General features: G+C 72.8%; 19 protein-coding genes. 11 read left to right on the top strand and 8 right to left on the bottom strand.

Going from position 1 to position 18139, the window contains the following annotated elements; all coding sequences use genetic code 11:
- Nucleotide 1: 1 nt before the first annotated feature.
- From ACZ466_RS55010 to ACZ466_RS54980, 7 genes are all read left to right on the top strand, one after another.
- A complete protein-coding gene (locus tag ACZ466_RS55010; protein WP_464042523.1) occupies nt 2–571 on the top strand; it encodes a type I phosphoribosyltransferase in 570 nt (189 codons plus the stop codon).
- Entirely contained in the window at nt 568–1047 is a 480-nt protein-coding gene (locus ACZ466_RS55005; RefSeq protein WP_378281891.1) for a hypothetical protein, read from the top strand. Before ACZ466_RS55010 ends, ACZ466_RS55005 begins: the two co-directional genes overlap by 4 nt.
- A complete protein-coding gene (locus tag ACZ466_RS55000) occupies nt 1044–2366 on the top strand; it encodes a Zn-dependent hydrolase (RefSeq protein ID WP_378281892.1) in 1323 nt (440 codons plus the stop codon). The genes ACZ466_RS55005 and ACZ466_RS55000 overlap by 4 nt, the downstream gene beginning before the upstream one ends.
- Nucleotides 2363–3220, top strand: a complete 858-nt coding sequence (locus ACZ466_RS54995; RefSeq protein ID WP_378281893.1) for an iron-sulfur cluster-binding protein — start codon at nt 2363–2365, stop codon at nt 3218–3220. The genes ACZ466_RS55000 and ACZ466_RS54995 overlap by 4 nt, the downstream gene beginning before the upstream one ends.
- Nucleotides 3213–3407, top strand: coding sequence for a hypothetical protein (locus ACZ466_RS54990; protein WP_378281894.1), 195 nt, complete (start codon nt 3213–3215; stop codon nt 3405–3407). Before ACZ466_RS54995 ends, ACZ466_RS54990 begins: the two co-directional genes overlap by 8 nt.
- A gap of 69 nt (nt 3408–3476) precedes the next feature.
- Complete coding sequence (locus tag ACZ466_RS54985; protein ID WP_378281895.1) at nt 3477–4313, top strand: GNAT family N-acetyltransferase; 837 nt, start codon at nt 3477–3479, stop codon at nt 4311–4313.
- 113 nt (nt 4314–4426) lie between these two features.
- Nucleotides 4427–6028, top strand: coding sequence for an acyl-CoA synthetase (locus ACZ466_RS54980; RefSeq protein WP_378281896.1), 1602 nt, complete (start codon nt 4427–4429; stop codon nt 6026–6028).
- A gap of 22 nt (nt 6029–6050) precedes the next feature.
- On the opposite strand, the gene ACZ466_RS54975 is transcribed toward ACZ466_RS54980, so the two are convergent.
- The 4 genes from ACZ466_RS54975 to ACZ466_RS54960 form a co-directional block, all read right to left on the bottom strand.
- Nucleotides 6051–6866: a tyrosine-protein phosphatase gene (locus tag ACZ466_RS54975; RefSeq protein WP_378281897.1), complete on the bottom strand. Its 816-nt coding sequence runs from the start codon at nt 6864–6866 to the stop codon at nt 6051–6053.
- A gap of 88 nt (nt 6867–6954) precedes the next feature.
- Entirely contained in the window at nt 6955–8313 is a 1359-nt protein-coding gene (locus tag ACZ466_RS54970) for a cytochrome P450 (RefSeq protein ID WP_378281898.1), read from the bottom strand.
- A gap of 476 nt (nt 8314–8789) precedes the next feature.
- Nucleotides 8790–9584 (bottom strand): enoyl-CoA hydratase/isomerase family protein, encoded by a 795-nt coding sequence (locus ACZ466_RS54965; protein WP_378281899.1) that lies wholly within the window; start codon nt 9582–9584, stop codon nt 8790–8792.
- 105 nt (nt 9585–9689) lie between these two features.
- The gene (locus tag ACZ466_RS54960; RefSeq protein ID WP_378281900.1) at nt 9690–10610 is read right to left on the bottom strand and encodes a TIGR03619 family F420-dependent LLM class oxidoreductase; all 921 of its coding nucleotides are present in this window, start codon (nt 10608–10610) and stop codon (nt 9690–9692) included.
- 89 nt (nt 10611–10699) lie between these two features.
- Here ACZ466_RS54960 and ACZ466_RS54955 point away from each other — a divergent pair, with 89 nt between their 5' ends.
- Nucleotides 10700–11539: an SDR family NAD(P)-dependent oxidoreductase gene (locus ACZ466_RS54955; protein WP_378281901.1), complete on the top strand. Its 840-nt coding sequence runs from the start codon at nt 10700–10702 to the stop codon at nt 11537–11539.
- A 48-nt stretch (nt 11540–11587) separates the two neighbouring features.
- Here ACZ466_RS54955 and ACZ466_RS54950 read toward each other — a convergent pair whose 3' ends face one another.
- Nucleotides 11588–12406: an SDR family NAD(P)-dependent oxidoreductase gene (locus ACZ466_RS54950; protein WP_378281902.1), complete on the bottom strand. Its 819-nt coding sequence runs from the start codon at nt 12404–12406 to the stop codon at nt 11588–11590.
- A gap of 157 nt (nt 12407–12563) precedes the next feature.
- On the opposite strand from ACZ466_RS54950, the gene ACZ466_RS54945 reads away from it, so the two are divergent.
- On the top strand, nt 12564–13541 hold the full coding sequence (locus ACZ466_RS54945; protein WP_378281903.1) for an NADPH:quinone oxidoreductase family protein: 978 nt from the start codon (nt 12564–12566) through the stop codon (nt 13539–13541).
- 148 nt (nt 13542–13689) lie between these two features.
- Here the strand turns inward: ACZ466_RS54945 and ACZ466_RS54940 are convergent, their stop codons facing one another.
- The 3 genes from ACZ466_RS54940 to ACZ466_RS54930 are packed head-to-tail and all read right to left on the bottom strand — an operon-like array spanning nt 13690 to nt 16774.
- The gene (locus ACZ466_RS54940; RefSeq protein ID WP_378281904.1) at nt 13690–14460 is read right to left on the bottom strand and encodes an enoyl-CoA hydratase-related protein; all 771 of its coding nucleotides are present in this window, start codon (nt 14458–14460) and stop codon (nt 13690–13692) included.
- A complete protein-coding gene (locus ACZ466_RS54935; RefSeq protein WP_378281905.1) occupies nt 14457–15476 on the bottom strand; it encodes a phosphotransferase family protein in 1020 nt (339 codons plus the stop codon). Before ACZ466_RS54935 ends, ACZ466_RS54940 begins: the two co-directional genes overlap by 4 nt.
- On the bottom strand, nt 15473–16774 hold the full coding sequence (locus ACZ466_RS54930; RefSeq protein ID WP_378281906.1) for an acyl-CoA dehydrogenase family protein: 1302 nt from the start codon (nt 16772–16774) through the stop codon (nt 15473–15475). The genes ACZ466_RS54935 and ACZ466_RS54930 overlap by 4 nt, the downstream gene beginning before the upstream one ends.
- A 79-nt stretch (nt 16775–16853) precedes the next feature.
- Here ACZ466_RS54930 and ACZ466_RS54925 point away from each other — a divergent pair, with 79 nt between their 5' ends.
- Complete coding sequence (locus ACZ466_RS54925; RefSeq protein ID WP_378281907.1) at nt 16854–17327, top strand: VOC family protein; 474 nt, start codon at nt 16854–16856, stop codon at nt 17325–17327.
- Entirely contained in the window at nt 17324–18139 is an 816-nt protein-coding gene (locus ACZ466_RS54920) for an SDR family oxidoreductase (protein WP_378281908.1), read from the top strand. Before ACZ466_RS54925 ends, ACZ466_RS54920 begins: the two co-directional genes overlap by 4 nt.

Genomic DNA, 18139 nt, shown 5'->3' with positions numbered 1-18139 from the left:
GATGACAGGAGACGGTCCGGAAACGGCCGGGGGCGCGGGACGGCGCCGAGCCGAGCTGGTCGCCGACATCGCGGCCATCGCGATCCCGCACAGCGGCCCGCTGCGCGACAGGTCGGAGTTCAGGGAGTCCGCCGCGCTCAACCGGCCGTCCATCCTGCGCAGGGTGGCGGCCGACCTGGCGCCGCGGGTGCCGCGCGAGGCGGAACGGCTGGTCGCCGCGGGATGGGGCGCCGCGGTCCTGGCGACGGCCCTGTCCCTGCACACCGGCCTCCCGCTGTCCGTCGCGGCTGATCCGGAGCCGGGCGCCGCGCCACCGGTCCTCGCCGATGGGGACCTGGACGCGGGACGGCCCGTCGCGCTGGTGGTCGCCTCCACGACCGGCGACGCCGAGGTCGCGGCCCGGGTCGCCCGGCTGGAGGAGCAGCGGGCCCACGTCGTCGCCGTGCTGTCGCTGCTCGCCCCGGAAAGGCCGGGCGCGTCCGGCGGCGCTAACGTCCCCGCGCCCGCGCCCAGGGCGGCACTGCTGACCGAAGAGGAACTGGCCGTATCGACCGCAGGAGGCCGAGCATGAACCAGCCGCACACACGTCCCGAGACGCTCGCCGCCGTCCGCCGGCTCGCCGGGGCCGGACCGGAGCTGGACCCGAGCCGGTCCGCGGAGGCGACGGAGACGGTCGGCCGCGCGCTGGCCGAGGCGGTCCGGGCGTTCGCGCCGGAGGTCCTGCTCACCTCCGGCGAGGGCGCCGACGCGGTGCTCGCGCACATCGTCGCGCGGGAGCTGGGGGTCCGCGCGGCGCCCTTCTACCTCGAGGAGGGCGTCATCGAGGTCGACGCCGCGCTGATCCGCGGGCGCCGCGTCGTGCTGATGGTCGCCAGGGGCGTGCGCCCGCTGCGGCTGAGCACCATGCACTCGTTCGTGGCGACGCACGACGCGGAGTTGGCGGGCATCGTCGAGGTCATCGGCTCGCCCGGCGCGGCCGCCGAGGTCCCGGTGCCGTACGCCGCCCTCGTGGACGAGCCGGCGCTGTCCTCGGACGAGGGCCGATGAGCCCTGACACCAGGGAACGCCTGGAACATGACGTCCAGGATCTGGCCGCGCACGTCGATCCGCAGCGGGTGGCCGGGCTCGTCGAGGATTTCGCCGCCCTCTCCGAGGACGACGGCCCGGGAGTCACCCGTCCGGGCTACAGCCCGCTCGAACGCCGGGCGCACGAGGTCTTCTCCGCGCACATGACCGGCCTCGGCCTGCGGGTGTGGTCCGACGCGGCGGGCAACACCTACGCCGAGCGGCCGGGCCGCGGTGAGCCGGGGCTCGGGGCGCTGGGCACGGGCTCGCATCTGGACAGCGTGCCCGGCGCCGGACGCTTCGACGGCATCGCCGGTGTCGTGGCCGCGATGGAGACCGCCCGGATCCTGGTGGAACGGGACGCGGCGCACGCCCGCCCGCTGCGCTTCGTCGCCTTCGCCACCGAGGAGGGCGCCCGGTTCGGGCAGGCGTGCGTCGGCAGCCGCATCGCCGCCGGCCTCACCGGCGCCCGCGACCTGCACGCCCTCCGGGACGCGGCGGGCACGACCCTGGCCCGCGCCATGGAGGAGGTGGGCCTCGATCCCGCGCGCGTCGAGGACGCCCGATGGGACCCCGCCCGATGGAGCGCCTTCGTCGAGCTGCACATCGAGCAGGGCACCGTGCTCGAAGGCCTCGGCGTGCCCATCGGGGTGGTCGACACCATCTCGGGCAGCACCCGGCTGCGGCTGACGTTCACGGGCCGCGCCTCGCACACCGGCGGCACCCCCATGCACCGGCGGGCGGACGCCCTCGCCGCCGCGGCGGAGTGCGTCCTGCTGGCCGAGCGGCTGGCCAACGACCCGCGCCACCGGGGGACCCGCGCCACCGTCGGCAGTCTCGACGTGTCGCCGGGGTCGATCACCACCATCCCGGGCGAGGTGACGATGGCGGTCGACATCCGCGACATCGACAGCGACCGGCAGCGGGAGACCGCCGCGGAGTTCCTCGCACGGTCGCGGGAGCTGTGCGACCGGCGCGGGATCGGGCTGCGCGCCCGGGAGCTGGCCGACGCCTCGCCCGTCGTCCTGCCGGTCTGGATCGCGGACGCGATCGGCGCCGCCTGCGCCGCGCTGGGGGTCGGCCGCACCGGCCTGGCCAGCGGCGCCAGCCACGACAGCCAGATGATCAACCACATCGTCCCGACCGGAATGATCTTCGTGCCGAGCCGGGACGGGCTCAGCCACACGCCCGAGGAGTGGACCGAGCCGTCGGAGCTCGCCACCGGGACCCGCGTGCTGCTCGCGAGCCTGCTGGGCCTTGACCGGCTGCTCGCACCGCTCCCGCAGGGGAGCGGCACGTGACCGCGGGCCCCGGAGGCGGGCGGCTCGCCCCGCTCGCCCTCCCCGGACCGGTGGCGCCGACCTGGGACCACGCCGAGGTCGTCGGCCACCACCCGGTCGGCGACCGGTACCACCGGATGCGGCTGAAGGCGCCCACGATCGCCGCCGCCGCGCGGGCGGGGCAGTTCGTCATGGTCACGATCCCGGACGCGACGGGCACCCGGGCGGTGCTGCCGAGGCCGATGGCAATCCACCGCCGTCTGCCCGGCGAGGGTTGCGTCGACATCGTCTACGGCGTGCAGGGCGCGGGCACCCGCGCGATGACCGGCACCGGGATCGGCACCCGCGTCCAGATCGTCGGGCCGCTGGGGGTGGGGTTCGCGCTGTCGCCGGACACCACCGGGCTCCTCCTGGTCGGCCGCGGCATCGGCGTGTGCTCGGTGACGACCTCGGCCGAGGACGCCGTCCGCGCCGGTGTCGAGGTCACCGCCGTGGTCAGCGGGCGCGGCCCGGACGCGCTGGTCGGCTCCGGCGACCACCGCGAGCTGGGCGTGCGGCGCCTGATCGAGGTCACCGACCGGGACGGGAGCAGCGCACCGGACGCCCTGGCCGCGCGCCTGCGCCGGACGCTCGACGCCGCGCCGCCGCAGCAGATCTTCACCTGCGGCTCCGAGCGGCTCGCCGAGATGTGCGCGCGCCTGGCCGACCGGTGGGGCGCCCGGGTCCAGGTGTCGCTGGAGGCGCACATGGCCTGCGGCCTGGGCTACTGCCACGGCTGCGCCACCGCGGCCCGGACCGCCGCCGACGAGAGCCCGCTGATCTGTGCCGACGGTCCGGTGTTCGAGCTGCGCCCCGCGGAGCGGGCCCATGGCTGACACGCTGATCCGCGGCGCGCCCCGGGACGTGCTCGTCCGGGACGGCATCGTCAAAGCGGTCGGAACCGGCCTGCCGCCCGGCGGCGCGGACGTCGTCGAGGCCACCGGGCAGGTGCTCCTGCCGGGCCTCGTCACCGCCACTTTCCTGCGAGGCAGGCCGACCGTCCTGGACGGAACCCTCCGCTGATCGGCGAAGGGCACGTCCACGGGAGGAAAATCGGGTGCGGCCCGGGGTGCGGCGGGGTGACCATGGAGGATGAGCTGGGACGTTTCAGGGAACCCGGAGGAGTTCCTCGCCGCCGCGGGTGGGTTCCTGTACGCGGATCCGGTGCGGAACACGGTTCTGCTCACCGTGACGGAGACGCTGCGCGTGCGCGGGGTGCACGTCTATGGGGATCTCGACCCTTCGTTCGGATGGTGGCGATCGGGTACGGGGGAGGTGCGCGGGGCGTTCGTGCACACGCCGCCGCGTGCCGTCCAGTTGAGCCCGATGCCTGAGCCGGCGGTCCGGGAACTGGTGGAGGTCCTCCCGGATGAGGTGACCGGTCTGGGCGCCGAGGCGGCGGTGGGGCAGACTTTCGCGGCGGCCTGGGAGCACCGGACGGGGCGCGCCGGCGAAGTGCAGTTGCGGGAACGCCTCTACCGCTTGGAACGGCTCGAGGCTCCCCGGGTGCCGGGCGAGGCCCGCCTGGCGACGAGCGACGACCGGAGGCTTCTGCTGGCTTGGCTGGCGGCCTTCAGGGAGGACGCGGGGCTGCCGCACGGTGTGAATCCCGCCGTAACGGACGACAAGCTCGACTACGGCGGCTACCTCCTGTGGGTGGACGGCGAGCCGGTGTCGCTGGCAGGGAGGACGCGCGTCGTCGCCGGGATGGCGCGGGTCGCTCCCGTCTACACGCCGCTGGAGCGTCGCCGGCTCGGGTACGGGGGCGCGGTGACGGCGGCGGCCACGCGGGCGGCCCTGGACGCGGGCGCGCGCGAGGTGGTGCTCTTCACCGATCTCGCGAACCCGACGACCAACAGCCTCTACCCGCGGCTCGGCTACCGCCCGGTGGCCGACGTGCTCCAGTTCGCCTTCCGCGGCGGTTCCTGAGCTGCGGGCGGCGGGTCGGGGAGAGATGGCCATTGCACCCGTCCCGCGCCGAGAATATTCTTCTCTACGGGGAGAAGATCATTCTTCCGGTGGGGACGCGGCGAGGAGGGCGCATGGCGGTGCGACGGGAGCGGCGGGACGAGGACGGCGATCCGGCGAGGGCGGTCGAGCCGATGACCCCGACCTGGCATGCGCGGGCCACCCCGGACGCGCCCGCGATCATCATGGGGACGAGCGGGGAGGTCGTGACCTTCGCGCAGCTGGAGGAGCGGTCGGTGCGCTTCGCCCGGGCGCTGCGCTCCCGCGGTCTCCGGGCGGGCGATCACATCGCGATCCTCATGGAGAACAACCGGGCGTATCTGGAGGTCGCGTGGGCGGCGCAGCGGTCGGGCCTCTACTACACCGCGATCAACAGCCATCTGCGTCCCGGTGAGGTGCAGTACGTGCTGGAGGACTGCGGGGCCACCGCGCTGGTGACCAGCGAGGCCATGGCGGACGTGGTCGCCGGCCTGGACCTGTCGCGGATCCCGGTCCGGCTGACGGCGGCGGGCGGGCTCGCGGGCTTCGACCGCTACGAGGACCTGCTCGGCGCGGAACCCGCGGACCCGCTCCCCGACGAGTGCGAGGGGCGCGAGATGCTGTACTCGTCCGGCACGACCGGGCGGCCGAAGGGCGTGCGCAAGCCGCTGCCGCGCACGCGGCTGGGCGATCCGGAGTCGGCTCCCGTCCAGATCGCCAAGGGGCTCGTGATGCAGGGCGGCGGGGCGGGCTCGGTCTATCTGTCGCCCGCTCCGCTGTACCACGGCGCGCCGCTGGTGTTCTCCATGTCGATGCACCGGCTCGGCGCGGCGGTCGTGGTGATGGAGAGGTTCGACGCCCTGCGCTGCCTGGAGCTGATCGAGCGCCACCGGGTGACCCACGCGCAGTTCGTCCCGACGATGTTCATCCGCATGCTGCGGCTGCCCGCGGAGGAACGCGATCGCTTCGACCTGTCGAGCCTGGCCATCGCCACGCACGGGGCGGCGCCGTGCCCGGTTTCGGTGAAGCGGCGGATGCTGGACTGGTGGGGCCCGATCATCCACGAGTACTACTCGGGCACCGAGGACGTCGGGCACACCTCCATCACGCCCGAGGAGTGGCTGGCCCACCCCGGCTCGGTCGGCAGGCCGGCGCAGGAGTGCCACATCGTCGGCGAGGACGGCCGGGACCTGCCGCCCGGCGAGCCGGGCACGGTGTACTTCGCGGGAGGCCGGTCGTTCGAGTACCACAACGACCCGGAGAAGACGGCGTCGGTGACCAACGACAGGGGCTGGCGCACCCTCGGCGACATCGGGTACCTGGACGAGGACGGCTACCTCTACCTCACCGACCGGCGGGCGCACATGATCATCTCGGGCGGGGTGAACATCTACCCGCAGGAGGCGGAGAACGTCCTGGTCGGCCATCCCGCCGTGGCGGACGTCGCGGTCATCGGCGTGCCGGACGAGGAGATGGGCGAGGCCGTCAAGGCGGTCGTCGAGCCCGCCCAGGGCGTGACGACGGGCGCCGGGCTGGCCGAGGAGATCCTCGCCTACTGCCGGGCCGAGCTGGCCACCTACAAGTGCCCGAGAACGCTGGACTTCGTCGACGAGCTGCCCCGCGATCCCAGCGGCAAGCTCTACAAGCGCCTCCTGCGCGAACGCTACGGGGCCGGCGGGATCGGGGTGGCGGGCTGACCGCGCACCCCGGCGCCCCGTCCTACACCGCGGGCTCGGCGCTGCGGGCGGGCGCGCTCGGGCCGGTCGCGGCGGGCTCCACCAGGTGCGTCCTCAGGTCGTCGAGGACGCCGGGGGAGAGGCCGGCCCGGGTGAGGAGGTAGCGCTCGACCGAGCCGTGCTCCTCGCGCAGCACGGCCAGGGCTCCGGCCATGGCCTGGCGCGACGCGCCGAAGACGGCGAGGTACTGCCGCTCGTCGATGCCCGCCTTCGCGAGCCGTTCCCGCATCCTCGCCATCAGGGGTTCGCTGTAGTGGGCGGCGCTGAGCTCGTAGTCGTCCAGCACCGTCTCCTCGTCCACGCCGAGGACCGTGAGCAGCAGCGCCGAGCCCAGGCCGGTGCGGTCCTTGCCGGCCGTGCAGTGGACGAGCGCGGGCAGCCGGGCCGGGTCGGCGAGCCCGGTCAGCAGCCGGCCGAACGCCGGGGCGTTGTGGTCGATCATGGCCCGGTACACCCGGGCCAGGAAGTCCGCGGGGATCTCGGCGAACCGGCCCTCGGCGAACAGCACGCCGAGGCCGCTGGTCTCCTTCGCGCCGCCGCCGATCGGCAGCGCCTCCCGCGTCAGTCCGGCGGGCAGCGCGGACGGGGAGTGGGCGCGCTCCTCGTCGGTGCGCAGGTCGTACACGCGGCGCAGGCCGAGCTCCCGGACGGCGGCGAGATCCGCCGCGGTCAGCCGGTGCGGCGCGTCCGAACGGAAGACCCGGCCCCAGCGGGTCCGCCCGCCGCCGGAGGTGGGGTAACCGCCGAGGTCGCGGAAGTTGGTGGCGCCCTCCAGCGCGAGAACCCGTTCCGGCTGCATCGTTCCCTTCCCGTCGAGCCGCGGTACCGGGGAGGCCCCGGTCCTCGGGCGGACGCGACGCCGCGTCCGCCCGGCACCGTGCGCGCGGTCAGCGCGCGTTCTTCGCCGCCGACCTGGCCGTGGTCACCGGCTCGGCCAGCCGCTCCTCCTCGATGGTCCGCTGGAGGTTGTCCAGGGTCTCCTCCAGCCCGGGGCCCTGCCGGGAACCGGGGGTGAAGGTCGCCGGAAGCTTCTGCATGCCCTGGATGACGCCGATCGTCTGGTAGTGGACCGTGCCCTCGGGCTCGCAGCGGTAGTCGGGCATCCGGTCCATCACCTGGACGACCATGCGCTTGAACACCGTGCGCGCCAGGTTGGACCCGATGCAGCGGTGGATGCCCAGGCCGAAGCCCAGGTGCCGGTTGCCCTTGCGGTCCATGACGATCTCGTTGGGGTTGTCGAAGATCGCCGGGTCGCGGTTGGCCATCGCCCAGGACAGCCAGACCCGCTCGCCCTCCGCGAACCGGGTGCCGGCGATCTCGCAGTCCTCGGTGATGGTGCGCGCGTCGCCGGGCGCGGGGGTGAAGAAGCGCAGGAACTCCTCGGTCGCCGGGTTCAGCAGGGTGTCGCGCTCGCGCGACAGCCGCTCCCGCTCGCCGGGGTGCTCCGACAGCCACTCCAGGGCGTGCGCGGTCAGGGCGGTGGTGGTGTCGAAACCACCGCCGATGAGCAGCGCGATCACGCCCAGCAGCTCCAGGTCGTCGGGCCTGTTGCCGTTGATCTCCGCCGTCACCAGCGCGTTGATCAGGCCCGGCCGCGGGTTCTCGCGGATCGCCCCCATCTCGGCGGCCACGTCCCCGAACATCGCCGACTGCTGCTCGCGCACCTTCTGCATCTCGGGCGTGTTCGGCGGCGTGTAGACCGAGGCGTGCGTGGGCTCGCTGTACATGTGCCACTTGTGGACGGAGATGCCCAGCATGCCCAGGGTGATGACCGCGGGGACGACGTTGGCCAGGTCGTCGACGAAGTCGATCCGGCCCGTCTCGATCCGCTCGTCCAGCGAGGCGCGCACCACCTCGTCGATGATCGGGATCCAGCGGTTCACCGCGGAGGGGGACAGGTAGGGGTTGAGGGCCTGCCGGTAGTGGCGCTGCTCGGGCGGGTCCATCTCCAGGAAGCCGCCGCACACCGGGGGCGAGGGGTTGGGGGCGGGGACGGTGATGCCCTTGTACCCGTGGCCGAGGCTGCCGTTCACGTCGTGCTCGTTGGACAGCAGTTCGGCGGACCTGGCGATCTCGAAGACCTGCTGGGCGCCCGCGGCCACCCAGTGACCGCCGTGGGTGTCCGACCAGGCGACCGGACACTTCTGCTGCATCTCTTGGGTGATGGTCTCGAACTGCTCGCGGTACTCGGGGGTGTGCCGGTCGAAGGCGTAGCGGTTCTTCTTGCGGTCCTCGTCCACGCTCACGGGGCTCCTCTCTGAGACGGCTTTCGGGCCATGGGGGCGGCGGATGATCTCGGGGGGTGGAAGTCAGGAGATGGCGATCGCGTGTTCCCGGCGGAAGCGGACCGCCGCCCGGATGTGCTCCTCGTGCGCCCCCGGCGGCGGGTCGTGTCGACCTGTGCCTGCACGGTCTTCCTCCCGGGGCGTGGCGGTCCGGGCAGGCCGAGACGCTCTGAGGGCGCTGCCGACCGACAAGAATACCCCTTTCCGATACCGAGAATATTACTCTCGGGAAAGGTCGCTGCGGAACCCCCCGATCACGGGGCGATCTGGGCGTCTTCGCGACCGCCCGCGGTATCGGGTGCCGCGTCAGAGGTACCGATGCCCGCCGGCGGGCCGCATCCGAGTTGTCGGTGGCGAGCACTCCTCACTGTGCGTGCGAGGAGAACGGGATTCTACCGACGCCCTTCTCAGGCGACGAGGGGAGCGGCCGGGAGGGCTCAGCTCGGGCCGCCGTCGCCGGTGAGCCCCGGCGGCACCCAGCTCGGGGGACGCTTCTCCATGAACGCCTTCATCCCTTCGCGCGGCTCGGGCGATTCCTCCAGGGCCCAGAACATCGTCTGGTAGTCGATGACCCCGTAGCGCTCGTTCAGCATCCGCTTCACGTGCATGCGGGTCATGGGCGGGGTCTGGAGGATCTCGGCGGCGGCGTGGTGCGCCGCCTCCTGGAGCTCCTCGTGGGGCACGACCCGTGAGATGACGCCCAGCCGCTGGGCTTCGGCGGCGTCGAACCGGCGCGCCGACAGCAGCAGGTCGCGCGCCACGGCCACGCCGACATGGGCGGGCAGGACGGCGGCGAACGTGGCGTCGGGAATGCCCCGCAGCAGTTCCGGGGCCCGGAACACGGCCCGGTCGCTGGCGACGGCGATGTCGGCCAGCATGGCGATCAGCAGCCCCCCGGCCTGGCAGATGCCGTTCACCGCGGCGATCACCGGCGCCCGGCTGTCGCGGATGGTGAGGAAGGGCAGGATCTCGTGGCCGATGTCGGGCACGACCGCGTCGCCGGGTTGGTCCCGGCCGCCCAGATCCCCGCCCGGGGCGAACACGTCACCGGTTCCGGTGATGATGAGCGCCGCCAGATCGGGATCGCCGTTGACCAGGCGCACGGCGCGCTTGATGCCGAAGTACATCGCCGGGGTGAACGCGTTCCTGGCCTCCGGCCGGTCGATGAAGCACCAGCCGATCGGCCCCCGGCGCTCGAAGCGCAACCCGGCGGCGCCCAGATCGTCAGCCACTCGCCCTCACCTCTCCACCCTGATTGAATCTTTGATTCTTTATGTCATATTCGACTTTACGCCCCGGCCTCGTGCGGGGCGCGGCCGCGCGGTGCCGGGCCACCGCTACGCGACCGCCGGCATGATCTCTTCGGCCACCCACTGGGTGTAGTCGAAGTACTCGTCGATGTGCCGCAGCGGGGGGATCGGCACCGAGCTCATCGTCACGCCCAGCTCCGCGAACCAGCCGAGCCGGTCGATGATCTCCTGCCCGGTCATCCCCGGCCGGGCGCGCGGATCGTCCCGCACGGCGTGGCCCTCCCCGACGCGCGAGGTGGCGAAGCCGTAGAAGACCTCGGTCAGCCTGCCGGCGTAGTCGGGCTGGGACCTGATGAACTCCAGCCTGGCGGGGATGTCCTCGGGTTTGGTCAGGAACGGCCACCAGCCCGAGGCGTAACGGCCGGCGCGCCTGAGCACGGCGTCGGCGTCGCCGCCGAACCACACCGGCACGTGCGGGGACTGGACGGGCTTGGGCTCGAACGCGACGTCGCGGAAGGAGACGTACCGGCCCTCGAACTCCGGTTCCTCCTTGGTCCACAGCTCGATGATCGCCTGGACGTACTCCTCGCTCATCGCGCCGCGCTCGTGGAAGGGGACGCCGAGCAGGTCGAACTCCTCCTCCAGCCAGCCGACCCCGAAGGTGACGGTGACCCGGCCGCCCGACAGCCAGTCGATGCTGGACAGCGCCTTGGCCGTGACGATCGGGTGCTGCGCCGGCAGGATCGCGATGCAGGAGTTGACGCGGATCCGCTCGGTGGCCCCGGCCAGGTAGGCCATGGCCGGGTAGGCGCTGAAGTAGTGCGGCCCGGACAGCTCGACGTGGGCCCTGGGGATGATGTGGTGCTCGGGCACGCTGATCATGGCGTAGCCGAGCTTCTCGGCCCATCTGGCCAGGCGCGTCTGGTCCGCGCCCGTGACCGCCGCCTCCCACGGCTGGCAGGTCGCCTTCAGTCGCAGCAGGTGCGGCATGGCGAATCCCAGCTTCACGTTTCCTCCCGCTCGGTTCCGTCACGCGAGGCGGCGCGCCGCTCCCGCATGCATATGCGGCTCTTGGGTGCGAGAGTAGTGTTCTCCATATGAAGAGCGCTCATATCGAGAAGGTCGCGCTGGTCACGGGCGCCAGCCGGGGCGTCGGAGCGGCGACCGCCCTCGCCCTCGCCGGCGAGGGGTACGCGGTGGCGTGCGCCGCCCGCGCCACGCGGGAGAGCCCGCAGCGCACCCCCGGCACTCTCGATGACGTCGTCGACCGGATCCGCGCGGCCGGCGGGACCGCGGTCGCCGTGCCGGTCGACCTCTCCGTCCGCGACCAGGTGACCCGGATGGTCGAGCGGACCGTCGCCGAACTCGGCCGCCTCGACGTGCTGGTCAACAACGCGGCGGTCACGTTCGTCGGCGACCTCGACATCCCGCTGCGCCGCCACGACCTGGTGATGGCGATCGATCTGGACGCCCCGCTGCAGGCGATCCGCCACGCCGTCCCGCACCTGCGCGCCGCCGGCGAGGGGCGCGTCGTCAACGTCTCGTCCCTGGCGGCGCTCAAGCCGGTGCCGGGCCTGATGTCCTACGGCATCGCCAAGATCGCGCTCGAGCGGATGACCGTCGACCTCGCCCGGCAGCTCGCCCCCGACCGCATCGCCGTGAACTGCTTCCGGATCGACGTGCCGGTGGCCTCCGAGGGCACGCTGGCCAACATGCCGGGCGTCGACCACAGCGGCTGGGAGGCGCCCGCGGTCGCGGCCGAGGGGATCGCCTGGATGCTGCGCCGGCCGGCCGGCTACTCGGGACGGCTCGAGAGCATGGCCCACCTCGCCCATCGGGAGGGGATCATGCCGACCGTCGCGGCCTGGCCGCTCCCGCCGACCGAGGTGTTCACCGGTGTGTACGACCAGCAGGACACCGCGTTCGTCGACGGGTGAGGTACGGGTCGATCGCCGTCCCGGCATCGTGGCCTCCGCGGTGCCCGGTCAGGTGAGCGCCACGCCGCCGTCGATCTGCAGGATCTGACCGGTGACGAAGGCGGCCTGGTCGGAGGCGAGGTACACCGCCGCCGCGCCGATCTCCTGCGGCCTGGCGGTCCCGCGGTCGAGCGCGGTCGTCCGGCGGAACGCGGCGCGCTCCTCCGAGCGGCTGGCCCCGGGCCGCGTGAACAGTCCGGTCCGCGGGTGGAAACGGCTGCCGGAGCTGGTCTCCCCGGCGAGGTCCTCGGGGACGGTGCCGTAGGGCGCGATGGCGTTGACGGTCACGCCGGACTTGCCGATCTCCAGTGCGAGGACCCGGGTGAAGGAGTGCACCGCGCCCTTGGCCGCCGAGTACACGGCCATGTACGGGTCGCCGATCAGCGCCGCCATCGAGCCGATGTTGACGATGCGGCCGCCGCCCTGGCCGAGCATGTGCGGGAGCACGCGGTGGGTGCAGCGGAGCGTGCTCATCAGGTTGATGTCGAGGTCCTCGCGCCACTGCTCCGGGGCGGAGGAGACGAACGGCGTCACCGCGGCGTTGCCCCCGACGTTGTTGACCAGCACGTCGACCCGCCCGAACCGGCCGATCACGTCGGCGACCAGCCCGTCCACCTCGTCCTCGGAGGTCACGTCGGCGGCCCGCCACAGCGCCTCGGCCGCGCCGCGTTCGCGGGCCGCCTCGACGACCCGCGCGCCGGCCTCGGCGTCCCGCCCGACGACCACCACGCGCGCCGCCTCCTCGGCGAAGGCCAGCGCCGTGGCCCGCCCGATGTTGGCGGTCGCCCCGGTCACGATGACCACCTTGCCGGCCAGCCCTGTGCGCACCTGTCCCTCCCAGCCTCAGAACGCGATTCTTTGTCACCGGAACGTATGTGATCACAGGACGGTGCGCTCCTTCAAGTGCGTCGAATGGCCGTTCTTGGAGGAGAGAATGTTATTCTCGGAGCGCTGCTCCGCAGGTACGCGCTCGAGGAGGACGCCGGTGAAGGCCCTACGCTGCTCAGTCCACGGTCCCCTGGACGGCCTCACGCTGGAGGAGCTGGCCGATCCCGCGCCCGGCCCCGGGCAGGTCGTCGTCGACGTGCGCGCCGCCGCGGTGAACTTCTCCGACATCCTCATCGTCCAGGGGACCTACCAGGTCAAGGCGCCCGTCCCGTTCACCCCCGGCAGCGAGTTCGCCGGCCGGGTCGTCGAGGTCGGGCCCGAGGTCGAGGGGTTCGCCCCCGGTGACGCGGTGTCCGGCTCGACGTTCGTCGGCGCCTTCGCGGAGCGCGTGGTGGTGGCCGCGTCCAGCCTGACCGCGCTGCCGCCCGACATCGACATGCGCGCGGCCGCGGCGTTCGGCGTCGCCTACGCCACCGCCTACCACTCGCTGACCCTGGTGGCCGAGCTCGGCAAGGGCGAGACGCTGGCGGTGCTGGGCGCGGCCGGCGGCGTCGGCCTCGCGACCGTCGACCTCGGCCGGCTGCTGGGCGCGCGCGTGATCGCGGTCGCCTCGTCCGCGGCCAAGCGCGAGCTGTGCCTGGCCAAGGGCGCCGAGACCGCGCTGCCCTACGACGACCTGAAGCGGCGGCTGGCCGACGCGGGCGGCGCCGACGTGGTCATCGACCTGGTCGGCGGCGAGCACGCCGAGCCGGCGCTGCGCGCGATGCGCTGGGGCGGCCGCTTCGTGTCCGTCGGCTTCGCCGCGGGCGAGATCCCGCGCATCCCGCTCAACCTGGTCATGCTCAAGGGCGTCACGGTGCGCGGCTTCGAGATCGGCGGCTGGGGCCGGCGCGACCCCGAGGCGCTGCGGCGCGGCCGCGCCGAACTGGCCCGGCTGTTCCACGCGGGGGAGTTGAAGCCGCACATCCACGCCGTCCACCCGATGGAGCGGGCGACCGAGGCGATGGCCGCCGTCGCGAACCGGGCCTCCGCCGGCAAGGTGCTGATCGTCCCGGACGGCGGGGACGACCTCTGAGACCCCGTCCAGGGTGAGCGCCCTGGACGGACCGTTCCCGTGGCGGTGAGCGGTCGCCGGCGACGGCATCGTGCGCGCCGCCGGCGACCTCGGTCACCGCGCCGAGTCGGTTCGCCGGGTCACCCGCGAACGGGCCCGGAACGCCGCCTCACCGGCCCGTCCACACCGGTTTGCGCTTCTCCACGAACGCCGCCGCGCCCTCGATGGCGTCCTGGCTGGAGAACACCGACGCCTGCAGGTCCTTGTTGCGTTCGGCCGCCCGCGTGGCGTCGGTGACCGCGAGCCGCACCAGCTCCTTGATGGCCGCGAGCGCCAGCGGCGCGTTCCCGGCGATCCGCTCCGCGATCTCCACGGCGGTGTCCAGCACCCGCTCCGGCGCCGCGACGGCGTTGACCAGGCCCAGCTCGAAGGCGCGGCGGGCCTCGATCGGGTCGCCGGTCATCGTCATCTCCAGCGCGATCGCCAGCGGGATGCGGGTGCCGATGTTGGTGCCGCCGCCCGCCGGGTACAGGCCCCGCTTGACCTCGGGCAGGCCGAACTTGGCGGTCTCGGCGGCCACGATGACGTCGCAGCCCAGCAGCAGTTCGAGCCCGCCTCCGACCGCGGTGCCGTTGGCGGCCCCGACCACGGGCACCGCCAGCTCGCCCTGCGCCAGCCGCATGAAGCCCGCCATGCCCTCGGCCGAGGCCGTGCCGCCGCCGCCACTGGCGAACTCCCGCAGGTCCATGCCGGAGCAGAAGATCCGGTCGCCCGCGGCGGTCAGCACGACGGCCCGGATCTCCGGGTCGTTCTCGGCGTCGAGCATCGCGCGGCCGATCCCGTCGATCAGCGCGACGTTGAGGGCGTTGCGCGCCTCCGGCCGGTTCAACCGGACGATCAGCACCGCGCCGCGCCGTTCCCTGAGCAGCTCGCCGGTCATGACGCGTACCCGCTCGACTCGGCCAGGTCGGCGGCGTCCTTCATCAGGTCGAGCACGATCGGGCCGAACGCCAGCAGCTTCTCGTCGTCGCCCGCCCGCTGGAAGCCCTGCTCCAGCACCACGCCCAGCTTCCACTTGGCCAGGACGAGGTAGTAGTCGATGTCGTCGACCTGCCGGCCCGACACCTCGGCGTAGTGCGCGAGCAGCTGCTCCTTGGAGGGCATCCCGCGCAGGTCCTTGTAGCTGGACTCGGACGCCTCCGGCGCGTCGGTGTCCTCGGGCCAGCCCTGCAGCATCCAGCCCAGGTCCAGCTTGGGGTCGCCGACGGTGCCCATCTCCCAGTCCACCAGCGCCGCGAGCCGCGCCGGGGCGCCGTCCTGGAACATCACGTTGGCGAACTGGTAGTCGCCGTGCATGATGCCGGGGATGTAGTCGATCGGCCGGTGCGTCCGCAGCCAGCCGGCGGCCTCCTCGAAGCCGGGCAGCTCGCGGCCCTTGATCCGGGTCAGGAAGGCGGTCCAGCGGTCCACCTGGCGCTCGTGGAAGCCGTCCGGGCGCCCGAGGTCGGTCAGGCCCCTGGCCCGCCAGTCCACCTTGGACAGCAGGGCGATGCCCTCGGCGAGCTGGTAGCCGAGCCCGGCCCGCGCCTTGAGGTCGCTGCCGAACGGCTCGGGCCAGGTCTTGCGGCCCATGGGCGACCAGCCCTCGACGAACCCCATGAGGTAGAAGGGGCGGCCGAGCACCGAGGCGTCCTCGCACACCGCGACCGCCTTGGTGTGCGGCACCTCCGTGCCGTCCAGCGCCTCGACGATCCGCCACTCCCGCAGGATGCCCTTGTCCCGGTCCGCGGGCGCCTCCGGCGGCGGGATCCGGATGACGCAGCGCTCGTCGCCCCGGATGATCTCGTAGATCTCGTTCTGGGTGCCGCCGGAGAGGAAGCGGTGCTCGATCGGGGCGCCCTTGCCGGGCAGCCCGGCGGAGTCCATCCAGCCGGCCAGCCGTTGGAAGTCGATCACAGGTTCCCCACTTCGTGTTCGAGGTACTCGGCGAACTTCGCCTTGGCGGCCTCGGCCTTCCTCGGGATCCACTCGGTCGGCCACTGGTCGCCGCTGGGCTTGTAGCCGCGCAGCACCTGCTTGGCCACGGTGACCTTGTGCACCTCGGTCGGGCCGTCCGCCAGGCCCATCACGCCCGCGCCGTGGATCATCTGGAAGAACGGCATCTCGTTGGTGGTGCCGAGGGCGCCGTGGACCTGCATCGCCCGCCAGGCGATGTCGTGCAGCACCGTGGGCATCACGACCTTGGCCGTGGCGATGTCCTTGCGGACCTTCCGGTAGTCGTTGTACTTGTCGATCTCCCACGCGGTGTAGAGCACGAACAGCCGGAACTGGGTCAGCTGCGCGTAGGAGTCGGCGATGTAGCCCTGGACGAACTGCTTGTCCGCCAGGCGGCTGCCCTGGGTCTCACGGGAGAGCGCGCGCTCGCACATCATGTCCAGGGCCTTCTGCGCGAGCCCGATGGTGCGCATGGCGTGGTGGATGCGGCCGCCGCCGAGCCGGGTCTGGGCCACGGCGAAGGCCTGGCCCTCACCGCCCAGCAGCGCGTCCGCGGGCACCCGCACGCCGTCGTAGTGGATGAGCGCGTGGAAGCCCTCGTTCATCGCCTCGCCGTACAGGCCGACGTTGCGCTCGATCTTGATGCCCGGAGTGTCGGTGGGCACCAGGAACATCGACATGCCCTCGTACCGGCTCACCTCGGTGTCGGTCACCGCCATCACGATGAGGAACGAGGCGACCTTGGCGTTGGACGAGAAGTACTTCCAGCCGTCGATGACCCACTCGTCGCCGTCCTTGACGGCCCGGCAGGTGAACCGGGTCGGGTCGGCCCCGGCCTGCGGCTCGGTCATCGAGTAGCTGGAGAACATCTCGCCGTCCAGCAGCGGCTGCAGGTAGCGCTCCTTCTGCTCCGTCGTGCCGTAGTGCGCGATGATCTCCGCGTTGCCGGTGTCGGGCGCCTGGCACCCGAACACGTGCGACGCCCACGGCGAGCGGCCGAGGATCTCGTTCAGCAGCGCCAGCTTGAGCTGGCCGTAGCCCTGCCCGCCCAGCTCGGGCCCGAGGTGCGTCGCCCACAGCCCCTGCCGCTTCACCTCGGCCTTGAGCGGCTCCAGGATCCTGCGCTTGGTGTCGTCCCTCGGGAGGAAGGTCTCATGCCCCCACAGCTGATCGAGCGGTTCGACCTCCTCGCGCACGAACTCGTCCGCCCAGTCCAGCTTCTTCTGGTACCCGGGCTCGGTCTCGAAGTCCCACCCCATTGCGCCTCCTCTCGCGTCGTGAGAATATACTTCTTGTCATGGAGAATGCAATTCTGAAGCGGGTGCGGACGGTGCCGGTATGAAGCCCGGCGACCAGTTCCACCTCGGTATCGTCACCGCCGAGTTCGAGACGACGATGGACGCGCTGTCCGCGGTATTCGGCCACGAGTGGGGTCCGGAGATCGGTGAGCCGATCGCCGTGACGCTGCCGTCCGGCGAGGCCGTGCTCAACCTGAGATGCGCCTTCTCGACGACCGTGCCGCGACTCGAGCTCGTCCGGAGCATCCCGGGGACCATGTGGGAACCGGCTCCCGGCGGCGTCCACCACATCGGCTTCTGGTCGGAGGACGTGGCCGCGGACTCGGCCGAGCTCGCGAGCAACGGCTACGTGCTCGAGGCGAGCAGGACCGGGCCCGACGGCAAGCCGTTCTTCACCTTTCAGCGCAGCACGACGGGGTTCCGCGTCGAGCTGGTCAGCACGGCCGCGCGGGCGGGACTGGAACGGTGCTGGGCGACCCCCGCCCGGCAGGCGACGGAAGGGAACCGCCAATGACGACCGTGGGCATCGCGACCGGAGCGGGGCGCGGCATGGGGCTGGCGTGCGCGCGGAGGCTCGGCCCCCTGGTGGACCACCTGGTGCTGGTCGACCGGGACGAGGCGGCCGTGTCCGCGGCCGCGAAGGAGCTCTCGGGCGCGGGGCCGGTGGCCGAGCCCTTCGTTCTCGACGTCACCGACGCCGAGGGCCTCGCCCGTCTGGCCGCGCGTGTGGGGGAGCTCGGCACGCTGCGCGCCGTCGCGCACGCCGCGGGCATCTCACCGACGATGGCCGACTGGCGGCGCATCCTCACGGTGGACCTGGTCGGGACGGCACTGCTGGCCGAGGCGCTCCGCCCGCTCGCCACCGCCGGCACCGCGATGGTGCACTTCGCCTCGATGGCGCCGCTGCTGTCTCCGGACGAACCGGACCCCGCGGCGCTGGAGGTCCTCGACGATCCGCTCGGCGAGGACTTCGCCGATCGCCTCCGCGCAGCCGTCGGGCCGTCCATCGAGGACCCGGGGCTGGCCTACTCCTGGGCGAAGCGCGGCGTGCACCGCTTCGTCCGGAAGGAGGCCGTGCGGCTGGGGCCGGTCGGCGCGCGGGTGTGCTCGGTCTCGCCCGGTCTCATCGACACCCCGCAGGGCAGGCAGGAGGCGGAGAAGCACACCAGCATGCAGATGCTCCTCCAGCGCACGCCGCTGGCGCGCGAGGGGCGGCCGGAGGAGGTCGCCGCCGTCGTCGGCTTCGCGCTCTCCGACGACGCGAGCTTCCTCAACGGCATCGACCTCCTCGTGGACGGCGGGGTCATGGCCGCGATCAACGGCTGA

The sequence above is a fragment of the Actinomadura rugatobispora genome, from assembly GCF_055379765.1.
The sequence above is the reverse complement of the archived record's forward strand: the minus strand, read 5'-3'. Positions and strand labels throughout refer to the sequence as shown.

Coding starts and splice junctions, on each gene's coding strand:
- ACZ466_RS54985 (WP_378281895.1), top strand. CDS start 3,477: ATGAGCTGGGACGTTTCAGGGAACCCGGAGGAGTTCCTCGCCGCCGCG.
- ACZ466_RS54975 (WP_378281897.1), bottom strand. CDS start 6,866: ATGCAGCCGGAACGGGTTCTCGCGCTGGAGGGCGCCACCAACTTCCGC.
- ACZ466_RS55000 (WP_378281892.1), top strand. CDS start 1,044: ATGAGCCCTGACACCAGGGAACGCCTGGAACATGACGTCCAGGATCTG.
- ACZ466_RS55010 (WP_464042523.1), top strand. CDS start 2: ATGACAGGAGACGGTCCGGAAACGGCCGGGGGCGCGGGACGGCGCCGA.
- ACZ466_RS54925 (WP_378281907.1), top strand. CDS start 16,854: ATGAAGCCCGGCGACCAGTTCCACCTCGGTATCGTCACCGCCGAGTTC.
- ACZ466_RS54955 (WP_378281901.1), top strand. CDS start 10,700: ATGAAGAGCGCTCATATCGAGAAGGTCGCGCTGGTCACGGGCGCCAGC.
- ACZ466_RS55005 (WP_378281891.1), top strand. CDS start 568: ATGAACCAGCCGCACACACGTCCCGAGACGCTCGCCGCCGTCCGCCGG.
- ACZ466_RS54930 (WP_378281906.1), bottom strand. CDS start 16,774: ATGGGGTGGGACTTCGAGACCGAGCCCGGGTACCAGAAGAAGCTGGAC.
- ACZ466_RS54920 (WP_378281908.1), top strand. CDS start 17,324: ATGACGACCGTGGGCATCGCGACCGGAGCGGGGCGCGGCATGGGGCTG.
- ACZ466_RS54990 (WP_378281894.1), top strand. CDS start 3,213: ATGGCTGACACGCTGATCCGCGGCGCGCCCCGGGACGTGCTCGTCCGG.
- ACZ466_RS54980 (WP_378281896.1), top strand. CDS start 4,427: ATGGCGGTGCGACGGGAGCGGCGGGACGAGGACGGCGATCCGGCGAGG.
- ACZ466_RS54940 (WP_378281904.1), bottom strand. CDS start 14,460: ATGACCGGCGAGCTGCTCAGGGAACGGCGCGGCGCGGTGCTGATCGTC.